Annotated in this window: 13 protein-coding genes; 5 read left to right on the top strand and 8 right to left on the bottom strand. The window is 67.3% G+C overall.

Features of this window, described 5'->3' with window-relative positions; translation table 11 throughout:
- Positions 1 to 130: 130 nt before the first annotated feature.
- Positions 131 to 1,405 carry an RsmB/NOP family class I SAM-dependent RNA methyltransferase gene (locus OKW87_RS13390; protein ID WP_265540251.1) on the bottom strand — a complete coding sequence of 425 codons (1,275 nt, stop codon included), beginning with the start codon at positions 1,403 to 1,405 and terminating at the stop codon, positions 131 to 133.
- Positions 1,406 to 1,468: 63 nt separating this feature from the next.
- Here OKW87_RS13390 and OKW87_RS13385 point away from each other — a divergent pair, with 63 nt between their 5' ends.
- Positions 1,469 to 1,633, top strand: coding sequence for a DUF1674 domain-containing protein (locus tag OKW87_RS13385; RefSeq protein WP_265540250.1), 165 nt, complete (start codon positions 1,469 to 1,471; stop codon positions 1,631 to 1,633).
- 10 nt (positions 1,634 to 1,643) lie between these two features.
- Here the strand turns inward: OKW87_RS13385 and rarD are convergent, their stop codons facing one another.
- Positions 1,644 to 2,552 carry an EamA family transporter RarD gene (gene rarD, locus OKW87_RS13380; RefSeq protein ID WP_265540249.1) on the bottom strand — a complete coding sequence of 303 codons (909 nt, stop codon included), beginning with the start codon at positions 2,550 to 2,552 and terminating at the stop codon, positions 1,644 to 1,646.
- Between the two features lie 115 nt (positions 2,553 to 2,667).
- Here rarD and OKW87_RS13375 point away from each other — a divergent pair, with 115 nt between their 5' ends.
- On the top strand, positions 2,668 to 3,621 hold the full coding sequence (locus tag OKW87_RS13375) for a hypothetical protein (protein WP_265540248.1): 954 nt from the start codon (positions 2,668 to 2,670) through the stop codon (positions 3,619 to 3,621).
- Here OKW87_RS13375 and OKW87_RS13370 read toward each other — a convergent pair.
- Genes OKW87_RS13370 through OKW87_RS13350 form a run of 5 tightly spaced genes read right to left on the bottom strand, consistent with a single transcriptional unit; the run spans position 3,606 to position 7,624 of the window.
- The gene (locus OKW87_RS13370) at positions 3,606 to 3,914 is read right to left on the bottom strand and encodes a YciI-like protein (protein ID WP_265540247.1); all 309 of its coding nucleotides are present in this window, start codon (positions 3,912 to 3,914) and stop codon (positions 3,606 to 3,608) included. The genes OKW87_RS13375 and OKW87_RS13370 overlap by 16 nt on opposite strands.
- 2 nt (positions 3,915 to 3,916) lie before the next feature.
- Positions 3,917 to 4,015, bottom strand: coding sequence for a DUF4169 family protein (locus tag OKW87_RS13365; RefSeq protein ID WP_265540246.1), 99 nt, complete (start codon positions 4,013 to 4,015; stop codon positions 3,917 to 3,919).
- Positions 4,015 to 5,313 carry a dihydrolipoamide acetyltransferase family protein gene (locus tag OKW87_RS13360; protein WP_265540245.1) on the bottom strand — a complete coding sequence of 433 codons (1,299 nt, stop codon included), beginning with the start codon at positions 5,311 to 5,313 and terminating at the stop codon, positions 4,015 to 4,017. Before OKW87_RS13360 ends, OKW87_RS13365 begins: the two co-directional genes overlap by 1 nt.
- A gap of 5 nt (positions 5,314 to 5,318) precedes the next feature.
- Complete coding sequence (locus OKW87_RS13355; protein ID WP_265544127.1) at positions 5,319 to 6,323, bottom strand: alpha-ketoacid dehydrogenase subunit beta; 1,005 nt, start codon at positions 6,321 to 6,323, stop codon at positions 5,319 to 5,321.
- Positions 6,324 to 6,358: 35 nt separating this feature from the next.
- Positions 6,359 to 7,624, bottom strand: a complete 1,266-nt coding sequence (locus OKW87_RS13350; protein WP_265540244.1) for a 3-methyl-2-oxobutanoate dehydrogenase (2-methylpropanoyl-transferring) subunit alpha — start codon at positions 7,622 to 7,624, stop codon at positions 6,359 to 6,361.
- A gap of 223 nt (positions 7,625 to 7,847) precedes the next feature.
- Between OKW87_RS13350 and OKW87_RS13345 the strand changes: the two genes are divergently transcribed.
- The 3 genes from OKW87_RS13345 to OKW87_RS13335 are packed head-to-tail and all read left to right on the top strand — an operon-like array spanning position 7,848 to position 13,805.
- Entirely contained in the window at positions 7,848 to 8,591 is a 744-nt protein-coding gene (locus OKW87_RS13345; RefSeq protein WP_265540243.1) for an ImuA family protein, read from the top strand.
- Positions 8,512 to 10,452, top strand: coding sequence for a DUF6504 family protein (locus OKW87_RS13340; RefSeq protein ID WP_265540242.1), 1,941 nt, complete (start codon positions 8,512 to 8,514; stop codon positions 10,450 to 10,452). Before OKW87_RS13345 ends, OKW87_RS13340 begins: the two co-directional genes overlap by 80 nt.
- The gene (locus OKW87_RS13335) at positions 10,449 to 13,805 is read left to right on the top strand and encodes an error-prone DNA polymerase (RefSeq protein WP_265540241.1); all 3,357 of its coding nucleotides are present in this window, start codon (positions 10,449 to 10,451) and stop codon (positions 13,803 to 13,805) included. Before OKW87_RS13340 ends, OKW87_RS13335 begins: the two co-directional genes overlap by 4 nt.
- Here the strand turns inward: OKW87_RS13335 and OKW87_RS13330 are convergent.
- The gene (locus OKW87_RS13330; RefSeq protein WP_265540240.1) at positions 13,783 to 15,033 is read right to left on the bottom strand and encodes a glycosyltransferase 87 family protein; all 1,251 of its coding nucleotides are present in this window, start codon (positions 15,031 to 15,033) and stop codon (positions 13,783 to 13,785) included. The two genes, OKW87_RS13335 and OKW87_RS13330, sit on opposite strands and share 23 nt — an antisense overlap.
- Positions 15,034 to 15,100 lie beyond the last annotated feature (67 nt).

The following is a 15,100-nucleotide window of genomic DNA, read 5'->3' as shown; positions in this document are numbered from 1 at the left end:
GAGCGCCGGACGAAAAACGCGGGTCTTCGCGCACTAAAAATGGTGCGGCTAGAATCAGCCATAGCCCAAAAACGGACAGAGCGCGAACGAAATTCGCCCCGATTGCGGCAGATTTCGATAGCGCGACCGCTTATTCGGCCCGTTTGAGCCTGGCGATGAAGAAGCCATCGAGTCCCCCGACCTCCGCCAACATACCGGGGAGCAGGCGTAGCGTGCCGTCGGGGCGGGCCGCAAGGCCTTCGGGCAGCTCCCTTGCCTCGACCGGGACGATCGAAAAGTCGGCGCGCTCGCCAAGGAAGCGCTTGAGTTGGCTTTCGCCCTCGCGCGGCTCGAGCGAGCAGGTGGCATAGATCAGGATGCCGCCGGGTTTCACCCAGTCGGCCACGCGGACGAACAGGCGCGCCTGCAGTTCCGCCATCTCGGTAATCAGCGAAGGGCGGACGCGATGCAGCACATCCGGGTGGCGACGGAAGATGCCGGTGGCGCTGCAGGGAGCATCGAGCAGAACGGCATCGGCCGGCGCATGGGGTTGCCAGCTCAGCAGATCGGCGGCGACGACCTTCGCCTCCAGCCGGGTCCGGGCCAGATTCTCGCGCAGGCGGGCCAGGCGCGCCTCCGATATGTCGACTGCGGTCACGTCCCAGCCCGCAGCGGCGAGCTGGAGCGTCTTGCCGCCCGGCGCGGCGCATAGATCGAGCGCGGTCCCTGCCCCCTTGCCGATCAGCCGGGCCGGGAGCGAGGCGGCGAGGTCCTGCACCCACCAATCGCCCTCGGCATAGCCTTCGAGCGTCGGGATCGCGGCCTTCTCGCCAAGGCGGAGATGGCCGGCGATAAGGCTGATGCCGGAAAGTTCGGGCGCGTTTCCCCAATCGCGGAGCGTGAGATCGATCGGCGGAGGGACGGCGATGGCGCGTTCGGCATCTTCGATCATCTGGTCGCCCCAGGCGGCATGCCAGCGCGGCGCCACCGCGTCGGGCAGCGTCGGCGGCTCGGGCAGCGTGGCACCCTGGCGGACCAGCGTTCCGAACACCCCGTGGACGAGTTTCCGAGGTCCGCCCTCGACCAGCGGCAGCACCGTGGCGATCGCGGCATGGCCCGGCGTGCCGAGGACGAGCGCCTGCACCAAAGCGATACGCAGCGCCGATCGCGCCTTGGCATCGTCCGGCAACGGACGCTGGGTCGCCGAATCGATCAGCGCGTCGAGATCAGGGAGGCGGCGCAGCGTCTCGGCGGCGATCGCGTGGGCGAGACCCCGATCGTTGGGGGCGAGTCCGCGGGCGGCGTCGTCGAGGGCCTGTTCGAGCGCGAGGCCGCGACGCAGCACCGCCTCGAGCAATTTGAGCGCAGCGCGGCGCGTCGACACGCCCGGCGCGTCGGGATTCTGAATTCGCTTATTGTCTGTCACGCGTTCTTGATCCCGTAGCCGTCGGACCCGATGTTGGGCGCTCAATCAATTGAGGCAATGCCCATGGGCCAGCGCCCGCTCCATCTCAAGCCGCCTGCACATTTGTCCGAGAGCCCGCCCGTGCCCGAGCCCGATGCCGCGGCGCCCGAACGCGACGGCGATCCGCTCGGCACCGATCCGACGCGCTATGGCGATTGGGAATTGAAGGGCATCGCCGTCGATTTCTAGGCGCGGGATATCAGACGGCAGATTCGGGGGTAGTGGTCTGGCTCCGGAAGCTGCGCAGGCTGTCCCAGGCGTAGAGCGCACAGCCGGCCCAGATCAGCACGAAGGTCACCATATGCGCCGGGCGCATCGGCTCGCCGAAGATCAGCACGGCTTCGGCGAACTGCAGCGTCGGGGCGATATATTGGAGCAGCCCAAGCGTGGCATAGGGCATCCGGCGCGCGGCGGCGGCGAACATCAACAGCGGCGCCGCGGTAACGACTCCGGCGCCGATCAGCAGCAGATCGATATGGGTGGATTGGCCGAATGCCCCGTCGCCACCCTCCGCGGCAAAGAGCAAGAGCGCCAGACTGGCGGGGGCGAGCAGCAGGGTCTCGACGGTCAATCCGCCGAGCGCGTCGATCGCCGCGATCTTCCGCAGCAGGCCATAGAGCGAAAAGGTGACCGCGAGCGTGAGCGAAACCCACAGCGCGCCGCCGCCGCTCGCCACCAGGATCAGCACGCCCACCGCAGCAATGGCGATGGCCACCCCCTGCCAGCGCCGCAACCGCTCGCCGAGCAGGACGATGCCCAGCGCGACATTGACCAATGGGTTGATGAAATAACCGAGGCTCGCCTCGAGGACATGATCGTTCTGGACTGCCCAGATATAGACCGTCCAGTTGACCGCGATCAGCGCGGCACTTCCGACCAGATAGAGCAGGGTCCGCCCGCGCGCGGCGGCGATCAAAGCGGGTACGCGGCGGAACAGCACTACGACGATCGCCAGCAGGACGAGCGACCAGAGCACGCGATGCGCGAGGAACTGCAGCGCCGGCACGTCGCGCAGCAAGTGGATGTAGAGCGGAAGGATTCCCCACAAGGTATAGGCGCCCACTCCTAGCGCTAGGCCCTTGGCGTCGGGTGCGGTGCTTTGGATCATGCCGATCCTCCACTCCATTGTGCGGCGCAGCGCAAGCAAGGCTCGCTATGTGCGGCTAAAGCGTCGTTGCGAGCCGCTGGCCTGCCGATTAGGGTGTGGCGAACGGGGGACGATCATGGACGACGTCGAAGAAGCGGGCGCTCGCGTGCCGCAAGGCAGCCCGATCCTGGCGACGCTGGCGGGCTGCGCCTTGCTGGTGGTGGCTGCGCTCGGGGCGCCCGCTCTGCTGCCCCGAATGCCCTACGCGACGCTGATCGGCACCGGCGCGGCGTTCGGCGGGTTGCTGTGGGCGATCGGCTATGTCGTGACGACGCGGCGTGCACCGCTCGGGTGGAAAGCCGGATCGCTGCTGCTTCTGCTCGGCGCGGGGGCGGTGGCCGGGACGGTCGCGCACGGCCAATATCAAACACAGGCGCGCACCGATGCGAGCGGCTTCGCGGAAGTCGAGTTCGGCGCACAGGGCTCAGTGCAATTGCCCGCGGGCGCCGGGTCGCGCGGACGGCTGTCGCGCGCCTTCGTGACGATCGTGCAGAGCGACGCGCAGGACCAGCGCGACTATATGAAAGCGCTGGGCAGGTTCGGCGTAGGGACGCTCAACAGCCCCTATCTGCTCGAGCAAGACGGGCGAGCGATCGCCAATTGCGGTGCGGTCGAGGACATCAAGGCGATGGCGCGGGGGCAGTTCGCCCGGCGGGCCGAACGCCGTGCGGAGCTGGAGCAGGCGCTGGCGGCTGTGTCTCTGCCCGAGACGGCGCGACGCGGGATCGGGACGATGGCCGGTCCGATCGCCACCGGCGGCAGCGATCCGGTGCTGACGAACCAGCTTGCACAGCTCGACGCGACGTCCGAGCTATGCGTGCTGCTGGCCAAGCGGAGCTGGACGAACCAGAGCGCCTATTTCGGCTTCAACAGCGATGCCGACAAGGCGCGCCATGACGCGATCGTGCAGCGGCGGCTCGCCATTGCTGGCGAAACGAGCCGGATCGAGCGCGCCGCGACCGAGCGGATCCGCGAAGGCCGCGAACTGGTGCGTGCGGCGCTCAGCCGATCGGTCTACGCGCCCGAATAAGGCCGCACCGGGCCGGCGGCCTGCTCGCCGACCACCGTCGCCCAAGGCAGCACGCGCCACTTGGTGACCAGCCCATTGGCGACATAAGGGTCGGCCTCGGCGAAAGCGCTGGCGGCCTGGGGATCGGTAAAGAGCAGCAACGCCGATTCGACGGGATCGCCGACCGCGCCGGCGAGTAGCAGCGTACCGTGTTCCGACTCGGCCCAGGCGAGCGCGAGATGCCGGTCGCGAAATTCGCCGCGACGGTCGAGATAGTCAGGGGCAAGATCGTAGACCAGCAGATGATGCGCCATGCTCAATCCTCGCGCTTGGCGCGGTTGGCGGCCGCCACCGCCTCGCGCGTGCGACGGTCGCTTCGCTTGCGCGCCTGGCGAAGATTGACCAGCTCGCCCATCAGTCGGCGAACAGCAAAACCGGCGTCTCGAGCAGTTTCTTGAGCGCCTGGACGTAGCTGGCCGCATCCCAGCCGTCGACCACGCGGTGATCGCAGCTGATCGACAAGTTCATCAGCTTCGCCCGGACGATCTCGTCGCCCTGGAAGATGGGCCGCTCGACGATCTTGTTGGGGCCGATGATCGCGACTTCGGGCCGGTTGATCACCGGCGTGGTGGCGATGCCGCCGAGCGGCCCGAGCGAGGTGATGGTGAGCGTCGAGCCGCTGAGTTCCTCGCTCTTGGCCTTGCCGCTCCGTGCCGCCTCCGCAAGGCGGCCGATCTCGCTGGCGAGCTGCCAGACGTTGCGATCCTGCGCGTCGCGGATCACGGGGACCATCAGCCCGGCGTCGGTCTGCGTCGCCATGCCGAGATGGACGCTGCCATGGCGCGTCACCACCCCGGCCTCGTCGTCATAGCGCGCGTTGATCATCGGGAAATCGGGGATCGCCCGGCAGATCGCGACGATCATGAGCGGAAGCATCGTCAGTTTCGGCCGCGCGCCGCGATTGTCGTTCAGGTCGGCGCGCATCGCCTCCAGCGCGGTGACGTCGATTTCCTCGACATAGGCGAAATGCGGGATCGCGCGCTTCGACGCCGCCATATTCTCGGCGATGCGGCGCCGCATGCCGATGACCTTCACCGCCTCGTCGGGCCGCGCGCGGTTGGCGTGGGGGGCGTGATAGCCCTGGGCCTGGCCGTAGCGCAGATAGGCGTCGAGATCCGAATGGCGCAGGCGATCGGATTCGGCGCGGATCGAGGCAAGGTCGATGCCGAGGTCGCGGGCGCGGGCGCGGACCGCGGGCGAGGCGAGGACCTTATCCTCCCCGGCACGGGGAGGGGGACCAGCCGAAGGCTGGTGGAGGGGGCGCTCCTCCGGGCGAACCGCTTGGGGCTCGCCCCCTCCACCGCCGACTTCGTCGGCGGTCCCCCCCGTGCCGGGGAGGATTGCTTCCTCCACACCCGGATTCTCCGCCTCGATCTGCTCTTCGACTTCTTCCGAAACCGCGCCTTCCTCGGCATCGGTCTCGACGATCATCAGGGCCGAGCCGATCGCGACCTGATCGCCCACTTCGCCGGCAAGCTCGACGACCACGCCCGAGACCGGCGACTCCATCTCCACCGTAGCCTTGTCGGTCATCATGTCGGCAACCGGCATGTCCTCCTCGACCCGCTCGCCGACACGCACGTGCCAGGCGACGATCTCGGCCTCTGAGATGCCTTCGCCGATATCCGGCAGGCGAAAGGTAAAGCGAGCCATGCGGATCAGTCCTTCAGGAGTTTCTTGAGCGCCTCGCTGATGCGCACCGGGCCCGGGAAATAGGCCCATTCGAGGCTGTGGGGATAGGGCGTGTCGAAGCCGGTGACGCGCTCGATCGGGGCTTCGAGATGGTAGAAGCAGCGCTCTTGGACCAGCGCGGAAAGCTCGGCGCCGAAGCCGCCGGTGCGGGTGGCCTCATGGACGATCATGCAGCGGCCGGTTTTCTTCACCGATTGCTCGATTGCTTCGATATCGAGGGGGATCAGCGTGCGCAGATCGATGATTTCGGCATCCACGCCCATCTCGTCGATGGTGCTCGCGACGACATGGACCATCGTGCCGTAGCAGAGGATCGTGACTGCTTCGCCCTCACGGACGGTGGCGGCCTTGCCGAGCGGGATCTTGTAATAACCCTCGGGCACTTCGCCCATCGGGTGGTTCGACCAGTTCTTCGACGGGCGATTGTAATGGCCGTCGAACGGGCCGTTATAGATGCGCTTGGGCTCGAAAAAGAGCGTCGGGTCATTGTCCTCGATCGCCGAGATCAGCAGCCCCTTGGCGTCATAGGGGTTGGACGGGATCACCGTCTTGATACCCGAGACATGGGTGAAGATGCCCTCGGGGCTTTGACTATGCGTCTGGCCGCCGAAGATGCCGCCGCCGAACGGCGAGCGGACGGTGATCGGGGCGATGAAGTCCGCCGCCGAGCGATAGCGCAGCCGCGCGGCCTCCGAGACCAGCTGGTCGAGCGCCGGATAGATATAATCGGCGAACTGGATTTCAGGGACCGGGCGCAGACCATAGGCCCCCATGCCGATCGCGACGCCGATGATCCCGATTTCGGTGATCGGCGTGTCGAACACCCGGGTCTTGCCGAACTTCGCCTGGAGGCCCGCAGTGGCGCGGAAGACGCCGCCGAAATAGCCGACATCCTCGCCCATCACGACGACATCGGAATCGCGCGCCATCATCACGTCCATCGCGGAGTTGATCGCCTGGATCATGTTCATGCGGGTGGTGGCGCCAGCCTCGTCCACGGCGGCGCTCATATCCCCGCGGCCTTGCGCTCGGCGATCATCTGTTCGCATTGCTCCTTGAGATGCCAGGGCATTTCCTCAAACACGCCTTCGAACATCGTGTCGAACGGTTGGTGCATGCCGTGGCCGAGGACGCCATTCTTCTCGGCTTCCTTCTGGGCGCGTTTCACTTCCTCGGCGAGCTCGAGATCCTGCGCGGCGTGGCGCGCCTCGTCCCACTCGCCGATCGCAATAAGGTGGTCCTTGAGCCGGCGGATCGGGTCGCCGAGCGGCCAGGCGTTGGGCTCGCCCGCCGACCGATAGGCCGAAGCATCGTCGGAAGTGGAATGGCCCTCGGCGCGATAGGTGAAATGCTCGATCAGCGTCGGGCCCTGGTTGGTGCGCGCACGCTCGGCCGCCCATTGCGTTGCCGCATAGACCGCCAGCGCATCATTGCCATCGATCCGCAGTCCGGCGATGCCATAGCCCACGGCGCGCGCGGCAAAGGTCGTCGCTTCGGCGCCGGCGAAGCCCGAGAAAGAGCTGATCGCCCATTGATTGTTGACGACGTTGAGGATGACCGGGGCGCGGTAGACGCTGGCGAAGGTGCAGGCCGAGTGGAAGTCGCCCTCGGCGGTAGAACCCTCGCCGCACCAGGTCGCGGCGATCCGGCTGTCGCCCTTGGCGGCGCTCGCCATCGCCCAGCCGACCGCTTGCGGATATTGCGTCGCGAGATTGCCCGAGATCGAGAAGAAGCCGTGATCCTTGGCCGAATACATGATCGGCAGCTGGCGGCCCTGGAGCGGATCGCCCCGGTTCGAATAGATCTGGTTCATCATCAGCACGAGGCTGTAGCCGCGGGTAAGCAGGATGCCCTGCTGGCGATAAGAGGGGAAACACATGTCGTCGCTGGCGAGCGCCATCGCCGCGGCGACCGACACCGCCTCCTCGCCGGTCGACTTCATGTAGAAGCTGGTCTTGCCCTGGCGCTGGGCGCGGAACATGCGCTCGTCGAAGGCGCGGGTGAGCGCCATGTTGCGGAGCATGCGGCGCTTGGCGTCTGCATCGAGCCGCGGGTCCCAGGGCCCCACCGCGCGGCCTTCGTCGTCGAGAACGCGGACCAGCGTATACGCCAGCTCGTGGAAGCTGTCGGCCGGGGCCGCAGTGTCGGGCCGACGCGCAGAGCCCGCGGGCGGCACGTCGACGTCGCTGAAGTCGGCCTCGTCGCCCGGGCGGAACTTGGGCTCGGGTACGTGCAGCGTGAGCGGCGGCAGGTTGGCGCGCGGGGCGTCCATTGTCTCTCCATCCAGGATCCGTGCTGGTTAGAACGCACGGAATCGCTTTCAGGCTCTTGTTATAAAATTTCAAAGCCGCTGTCGAGTAGGTCAGTAGGGCTGACCTTGATGCAGGGCGGATCATCGCATGGGACAGCGATGAAGAAGTAGGCACGTTACGCGGTTGACTCCGGAGGACATAAGAACAGAATAGGAACATTCTGCGTTCCCGAGTCGCCCGTCCATGCCCGATTCTGCTAAATTGGCCCAGCTTCGCGAGCAATTGCGCGCGATGGAGACCGGCGGCTTTCGCCGGCGGCCGGTGCTGCCGTTCGGGGTCGGGCCGCTCGATTCGAAGCTGGCCAATAGCGGGCTTCGACTCGATTCGCTCCACGAGATTGCCGGCGCCAGCGCCGACATCGCCGACGATTGCGCGGCGACTTTGTTCATGGCGGGAATCGCGGCGCGCGCCTGGGGTCCGGTGTTGTGGGTGGTGCGGCGGCGCGATCTGTTCGCGCCGGGCCTGTCGCAAGCCGGGCTCGATCCCAAGCGGCTGCTTTATGCCGAGGCGCGCGACGATGACGAACTGCTCGCAATCATGGAGGAGGGGCTGCGCCATCGCGGGCTGGGCGCGGTGATCGGCGAGGTCAAGCGGGTCGGCATGCCCGCGACCCGGCGGCTGCAACTGGCGGCGGAGGGCGGGCGGACGATCGCCTTGCTGCTCAAGCGCCATGCCCGCGAAGGCGTCGATCCGCTCGGCGCGCCCTCGGCGGCGATCACCCGCTGGCGAATCGCCTGCGCACCCTCGACCCCCTTGCCGGTGGCGGGCGTGGGGCGCGCGCGCTGGAAGCTCGATCTCGTCCGCCAGCGCGGCGGCGACTCCTTCAACCTCGAAGTGGAGGCCTGCGATGCATCGGGTCGCTGCGCTCTACCTGCCGATGTGGCCGCTCGACCGGCTGCGGCGGGCAGACGCGCGCACGCCGCCTGAGGCGGCGCCCCTATCGCTGGAGCCGCTCCAGGCGGCCGCCGCGGCCGAGCAGGAGAATGCCTGTTCGGCGCCGCGCGGCGGCGGCTGGCGCCCCGGCGCGCGCTGGGCACGGGGGGATGCTCCCGCGCACGTGCGACCCGCTCGGCATGAGGTGGGGCGACGCGAAGAGGCGGTGGGGCATCCCTTCCGGGCGATGCCGCCCGATGAGGGGGGGGCTCCCGCATTCCTCCCCGAGCTTGTCTCGGGGAGGGGGACCACGCGCAGCGTGGTGGAGGGGCCGCCAACGCCAGTCGGCGGACTTCGTCCGCCGCCCCTCCAATACGCGCTTCGCGAGCGGTCCCCCTCCCCGAGCAAGCTCGGGGAGGAATTGCTGGTCACCTCTATCCGCACCGGCAACCAGGTGCTGATCGCCGCCGCCAGCCCGGGCGCACAGGCGCTCGGCATCCGGCCGGGGATGGCGCTGACCCAGGCGCGAGCACAGGTGCCGGGGCTCGACATCCGTCCCGCCGATCCCGAGAGCGATCGCGCCGATCTGCACCGGCTCGCCGTGGCGCTGGCGCAGCGCTGGTCGCCGAGCGTGGCGATCGCCGACGATGCGACCTTGTTCCTCGACCTGAGCGGAGTCGCGCATCTGCACGGCGGCGAGGCGCCGATGGCGCGACGGCTGGTGCGGCTGCTCGCCCGAATGGGGGTGACCGCACGCGTAGCGATTGCCGACACCGCGGGTGCGGCATGGGCGCTTGCGCATTTCCGACCGGATGGCGAATGCGTTTGCCCCACCGGTGAGCACGCCCAGGCACTTTCGCCGTTGCCGATCGAAGCGCTGCGCATCGATCCCGCCGCGATCGAACTGCTCCACCGCCTGGGCGTAGAGCGCATCGCACAATTGCTGGCGATGCCGCGCGCGCCGCTAGTCCGGCGGTTCGGCGGCGGGCTGGTGGCGCGGCTCGAACAGGCGCTGGGCGGGCTTCCCGAGCCGCTCGATCCGGTGATCCCGCCCGAGCCGATCGCCATCGTCCAGCGTTTCGCCGAGCCGATCGCTACGCCCGAGGCCATCGAATATTGGTTGGGCCAGCTCGTCCCGCGCCTCGCCACCGCGCTCGAGCAAAAGGGGCTTGGCGCGCTGCGCATCGAGTTGATCGCCGATCGGATCGACGGCGTGCCGCAACGCATCCGAATCGGCCTCGCCCGGCCCAACCGCGATCCCGCGCATCTGCTGCGCTTGTTCACGCGGCGGATCGAGCAGGTCGAGCCCGGCTATGGCGTGGATGCGATCGCGCTGCATGTCCGTCGCAGCGGCTTGCTGGGGGCCGAGCCCTTCGTCGAGCGGCTCGACGAAGCGACCGCACCCGACCTTGCGCCTCTGGTCGATACGCTCGCCACCCGGATCGGAATTCAGGCGATGTGGCGCAGCCGCCCGGTGGAAAGCGACGTGCCCGAGCGATCGGTGGCGCGGATGCCGGTGCTCGATCCGCCCGAACGCGCGGCGCCGGCGCGCAAGCAGGACGATGTCCGCCAGCTCGATCGAAGCGCCCCGGTCGGCGTCTGGCATCCCGATTGGCCGCGGCCCGCGCGGCTGCTGCACCGACCCGAGCCGATCGATCATGTCATGGCGGAATTGCCCGATCATGCGCCGCTCCGCTTCAGCTGGCGGGGCCGGTTGCATCGCGTGGTCCGCTCCGAAGGGCCCGAGCGGATCCTCGGCGAATGGTGGCGGCACAATGCCGAACGCCATAGCGTGCGCGATTATTACCGGGTCGAAGACGAGCAGGGCCGCCGCTTCTGGCTGTTTCGCCGCGGCGATAGCGAGCGCGCCGAAACCGGCGATCTCAGCTGGTTCCTGCATGGCTGCTTCGGATGACCTATTCCGAGCTTCAGGTGACGACCCATTTCTCGTTCCTGCGCGGCGCATCGTCGCCCGAGGAATTGTTCGCCACCGCCGCGATGATGGGCATGCCCGCGCTCGGGATCGTCGATCGCAATTCTGTCGGCGGGGTCGTGCGCGCGCTGCACGCAACGCAGGAGATCAGGAAGCATCACGGCCTGAGCATCCGTTCGATCAGCGGCTGCCGGCTCGATCTGGTGTGCGGCGCATCGCTGCTCGTCTGGCCGCAGGACAAGGCGGCATGGTCCCGCCTCACCCGTCTGCTCACCCGCGGCAAGAGCCGCGCCGACGCGCAGAAGGGCGAGAAGGGACAATGCTATCTGCATTGGGAAGACGTCGCCGAACAGTGCGACGGGCTGGTCGCAGCATTGGTGCCCGGCCTCGCCGCGCTCGACGAGACCGATCTACGCTGGATGGCCGATCTGTTCGGTCGCGACGGCCATATCTGCATGACCCATTTTCGCCGTCCCGGCGATGCGATGCGGCTCCATGTCATCGATGCGGCCGGCCGCCGCTTCGGACTCAAGCCGTTGGCCACCGGCGATATCCTGTATCACCATCCCGAGCAGCGCATGCTGCAGGATGTGGTCACTGCAATCCGCAACAAGTGCACGATCGACGATCTGGGGTTTCGTCGCGAGCGCAGCGCCGACCGCTATCTGCATGCGCCTGCCGAAATGGCGCGCCGTTTCGCCGCCTACCCGCATGCCCTGCACGCGGCCGAGGCGATCGTGGAGCGCTGCGTCTTCGACTTGCGTGAACTGAACTATCAATATCCCGACGAGATCGTGATTTCCGGACGCAGCCCCCAGGCGGCGCTGGAGCGGCTGGCGCGCAATGCGCTCTCGATAATGTTCAAGGGTGCGCCTCCCCCTGCCTATTCCGACCTGCTCGAACGCGAGCTCGGGCTGGTCGCCCAGATGGACTATGCGCCTTATTTCCTCACCGTGAATTCGATCATGAGCTGGGCGCGCGCGCAGGGCATCCTGTGCCAGGGGCGCGGATCGGCGGCCAATTCGGTGATCTGCTTCGTGCTCGGCATCACTTCGATCGATCCGATCAAGCATCAATTGCTGTTCGAACGCTTCATTTCGCCCGAGCGCCGCGAACCGCCCGATATCGACGTCGATTTCGAGCATGAGCGCCGCGAGGAAGTGATCCAGTGGATCTACGCGACCTATGGCGAACAGCATGCCGCGCTGACCGCGGTGGTGAGCCGCTTCCGATCGCGCGGCGCGGTGCGCGAAGTCGGCAAGGCGCTCGGCCTGCCCGAGGATATGACGGCGGCGCTGGCCAGCCAGGTCTGGGGCTGGTCGAACGAAGGCGTGCCCGAAGAGCATGTCCGCGCGCTCAACCTCGACAGCGGCGATCGGCGGCTGGCGTTGACGCTCGAACTTTCCCGGGCGCTGATCGGCACGCCGCGGCACTTGTCGCAGCATCCCGGCGGGTTCGTGCTGACGCTCGACCGGATCGACGCTCTCGTCCCCGTCCAGCCGGCGGCGATGGTCGATCGCCGTGTCATCGAGTGGGAAAAGGTCGATATCGAGGAGCTCAAGTTCATGAAGGTCGATATTCTCGGCCTCGGCATGCTCGGCTGCATGCGGCGCAGCTTCGATCTGCTGCGCGCGCACAAGGGGGTGGACCTCACGCTGAGCAGCCCCGAACTGCAGGACGACGACGACCTTACCTTCGAGATGATCCGCCGCGCCGATACGCTCGGCGTCTTCCAGATCGAGAGCCGCGCGCAGATGTCGATGCTGCCGCGGATGAAGCCGGTGGATTTCTACGACATCGCCATCCAGGTCGCGATCGTCAGGCCCGGCCCGATCCAGGGGGATATGGTGCATCCCTATCTCAAGCGGCGCGAGATGCTGCGCGCCAACCCCAACGCAAAGATCGACTATCCCTCGCCTGCGCTCGAGGCGGTGCTCAAGAAGACGCTGGGCGTACCGCTGTTCCAGGAGCAGGCGATGCAAGTCGCGATCATCGGCGCGGGGTTCACCGGCGGCGAGGCCGACCAGCTGCGCCGCGCGATGGCGACCTTCAAGATGACCGGGGGTGTCGGCGAATTCGGTCCCAAGCTGATCTCGGGCATGCTAGCCAATGGCATCAGCCAGCAATTTGCCGAACGGCTGGTCGAGCAGATCAAGGGCTTCGGCAGCTATGGCTTCCCCGAAAGCCATGCCGCCAGCTTCGCCAAGATCGCCTATGCGTCGTCGTGGATGAAGTGCCGGCATCCGGACATCTTTTGCGCGGCGCTGCTCAATTCGCAGCCGATGGGCTTTTACGCGCCTGCGCAGATCGTCCGCGATGCGCGCGACCATGGCGTCGAGGTGCGGGCGGTGTGCATCAATGCCAGCCAATGGGATACGCTGATGGCTGCTGATGCGACGCCACGGCGGCCCGTGCGCGCCAAATTCTGCGGGTCTCCGGAGGATTGGCACAAGCTTCTGCCGCTGCGGCTGGGGATGCGGATCGTGCAGGGGCTGGCGCAGACCGATGCCGAGCAGATCCTGCACGCGCGCGACGCCGGCGGATCCTTCACCTCGATCGAGGATGTCTGGCGCCGTTCGGGCGTCAAACCTTCCGCGCTCGAGCGGCTGGCGCGCGCCGATGCGTTTCAGGCGCTGGGGCTCAACCGTCGCCAGGCATTGTGGGCGATCAAGGGATTGGGCCAGGCGCCGCTCGATCTGTTCTCCGCCGCCGATGCGCGTGAAGGCAGGACGGTGATCGAGTCGAAGGAAGCGCCCGTCGCGCTCGTGCCTCTGACCGCGGGGCGCGAAGTGGTGGAGGATTATCGCGCCACCCAGCTATCGCTGCGCGCGCATCCGCTCACCTTCCTGCGCGAGCGGCTCGACCGGCAGCGGATCACGCGCTGCGGCGATCTGGCGAACATGAAGGCTGGCGCGCGCGTCGAAGTCGCCGGGCTGATCCTGGTGCGGCAGCGGCCGGGCAGCGCCAAGGGCGTCGTGTTCGTGACGCTGGAGGACGAAACCGGCATCGCAAATGCCGTGTTGTGGGCGGACCGGTTCGAGGCGCATCGCCGCACGGTGATGTCGGCGACGATGCTGGCGATCCGGGGCCAGGTGCAGCGCGAAGGAATCGTGATCCATGTCGTCGCCGATGCGATCACCGATCTGACGCACCTGCTGCGCGAAGTCGGTCAGCTCGATCTGCCGCGGATGACGATGCCCGGCGACGGCGCGACGCATGGCGGCACGATCGATCCACGCGATCGCAAGGTCGGCTGGCCCAAGCAGCGCGCCGCCGAAGCCTGGCGGCCGCGCAACGAAGACTCGATCCCGATCAAGTCGCGCGATTTTCACTAGCTGGACTAGGGGTGTTAGCAAGGTCCGCGACCCATTCCGGCGGATCGAGCCTGACGCAGTCCGCAATCAGCCAGAGCATCGCGAAGCCACGCACCCCCGCCGCGATGGCGATATGGACATGCGTCGTCGCGGGCCAGGCATGTTCGAGCCCCGCAAACCACCAGAATTCCGCGAAGAAGGCCGTCACCGCGCCCACCAGATAGAGCGCCACCGGCCACAGACGCGGCGCCGCCATCAGCAGCAACGGATAGAGCCACAGGTCGAACTGCGGCGAATAGACCTTGTTGGTGAGCATGAACCAGGCGAGCGCCGGGATAAACAATATCCACAAATGGGTCCGGTGGCGACGCCAGCCGAAGCCGATTATCGCTGCAAAGCCGCCGAGGAACAGCAGCGCGGCATATCGATTGCGGTCCTCGATCCAGGTGAACCACCAGCCCTGATTTGCCAATATGTCCCACGTCGCGGCGACGGTGCCCTGCCGCTCCTGCGAGAAACGATAGAATTCGTTCCAATTCTCCGGCGCGAGCAAGGCGACGGGCAGATTGACCAGCGACCAGGCGCCGATTGCCGCCGCCGACAACGCCGCGGCGCGGAGCAGACGCCGAGGCCAGGGCCGATCGTCGCCAAACAGCGCGCTGAGCCCGATCAGCGGAAGCGCGAGCACGGGGAACAGCTTTGCCGCGGCGCCGAGGCCGGCCATCGCTGCGGCCGGAACCAGCCTGCCGTTGCGCGCGAGCAGCATTGCGCCGACCGCGAAGGCCACCGCCGCAAGATCCCAATTATGCCCGAGATACAAAACGAGCGGCGGCGCAAGCGCCCACAGCCACAGCCGCCGCCGGTCAACGCCTGCGCGCACGAACATCCACAGGATCAGTCCGGCCAGCAGCGCATTCGCCACCGTAACCACGGCCAGGAAATGCCAGTCGCGCGCGCGACTGCCGAACAACGTCCGGGTGACCGCCCCCTCCGCCCAGATCTGCGCGCCGGTGAGCACCGGATATTCCATTCGGGTCTCGAAATAAGGAAGCTTGCCCGCCTGCACCTCGCGGCCGAGCCAGAAGGGCATCACGTCATTGTAGCAGCCGGTGGTATATTGTTCGGCGTCGGTCCAGCCGCCGGGGACGCAATGCGCCTTGAACAGCCATCCCGCGGCGCAGGTGACCGCCAGCGCGAGCGCGAGCGACAATGTTCGCCAATTCCAGTCGCGCGATTGAGCCCACCCCATGCCAGGCTTTTAGGTTGCGCCGCCGACTCCGTCCACTTGCCGCTGGACTCAAGACTTTCAAGAACAT

The sequence above is a fragment of the Sphingomonas sp. M1-B02 genome (genome assembly GCF_026167525.1).
Lineage (GTDB): Bacteria > Pseudomonadota > Alphaproteobacteria > Sphingomonadales > Sphingomonadaceae > Sphingomonas.
This window is presented reverse-complemented; position numbering and strand designations above follow the sequence as displayed.

Coding starts and splice junctions, on each gene's coding strand:
- rarD (WP_265540249.1), bottom strand. CDS start 2,552: ATGATCCAAAGCACCGCACCCGACGCCAAGGGCCTAGCGCTAGGAGTG.
- OKW87_RS13360 (WP_265540245.1), bottom strand. CDS start 5,313: ATGGCTCGCTTTACCTTTCGCCTGCCGGATATCGGCGAAGGCATCTCA.
- OKW87_RS13350 (WP_265540244.1), bottom strand. CDS start 7,624: ATGGACGCCCCGCGCGCCAACCTGCCGCCGCTCACGCTGCACGTACCC.
- OKW87_RS13370 (WP_265540247.1), bottom strand. CDS start 3,914: ATGGCGCATCATCTGCTGGTCTACGATCTTGCCCCTGACTATCTCGAC.
- OKW87_RS13355 (WP_265544127.1), bottom strand. CDS start 6,323: ATGAACATGATCCAGGCGATCAACTCCGCGATGGACGTGATGATGGCG.
- OKW87_RS13340 (WP_265540242.1), top strand. CDS start 8,512: ATGCATCGGGTCGCTGCGCTCTACCTGCCGATGTGGCCGCTCGACCGG.
- OKW87_RS13330 (WP_265540240.1), bottom strand. CDS start 15,033: ATGGGGTGGGCTCAATCGCGCGACTGGAATTGGCGAACATTGTCGCTC.
- OKW87_RS13385 (WP_265540250.1), top strand. CDS start 1,469: ATGGGCCAGCGCCCGCTCCATCTCAAGCCGCCTGCACATTTGTCCGAG.
- OKW87_RS13365 (WP_265540246.1), bottom strand. CDS start 4,015: ATGGGCGAGCTGGTCAATCTTCGCCAGGCGCGCAAGCGAAGCGACCGT.
- OKW87_RS13375 (WP_265540248.1), top strand. CDS start 2,668: ATGGACGACGTCGAAGAAGCGGGCGCTCGCGTGCCGCAAGGCAGCCCG.
- OKW87_RS13335 (WP_265540241.1), top strand. CDS start 10,449: ATGACCTATTCCGAGCTTCAGGTGACGACCCATTTCTCGTTCCTGCGC.
- OKW87_RS13345 (WP_265540243.1), top strand. CDS start 7,848: ATGCCCGATTCTGCTAAATTGGCCCAGCTTCGCGAGCAATTGCGCGCG.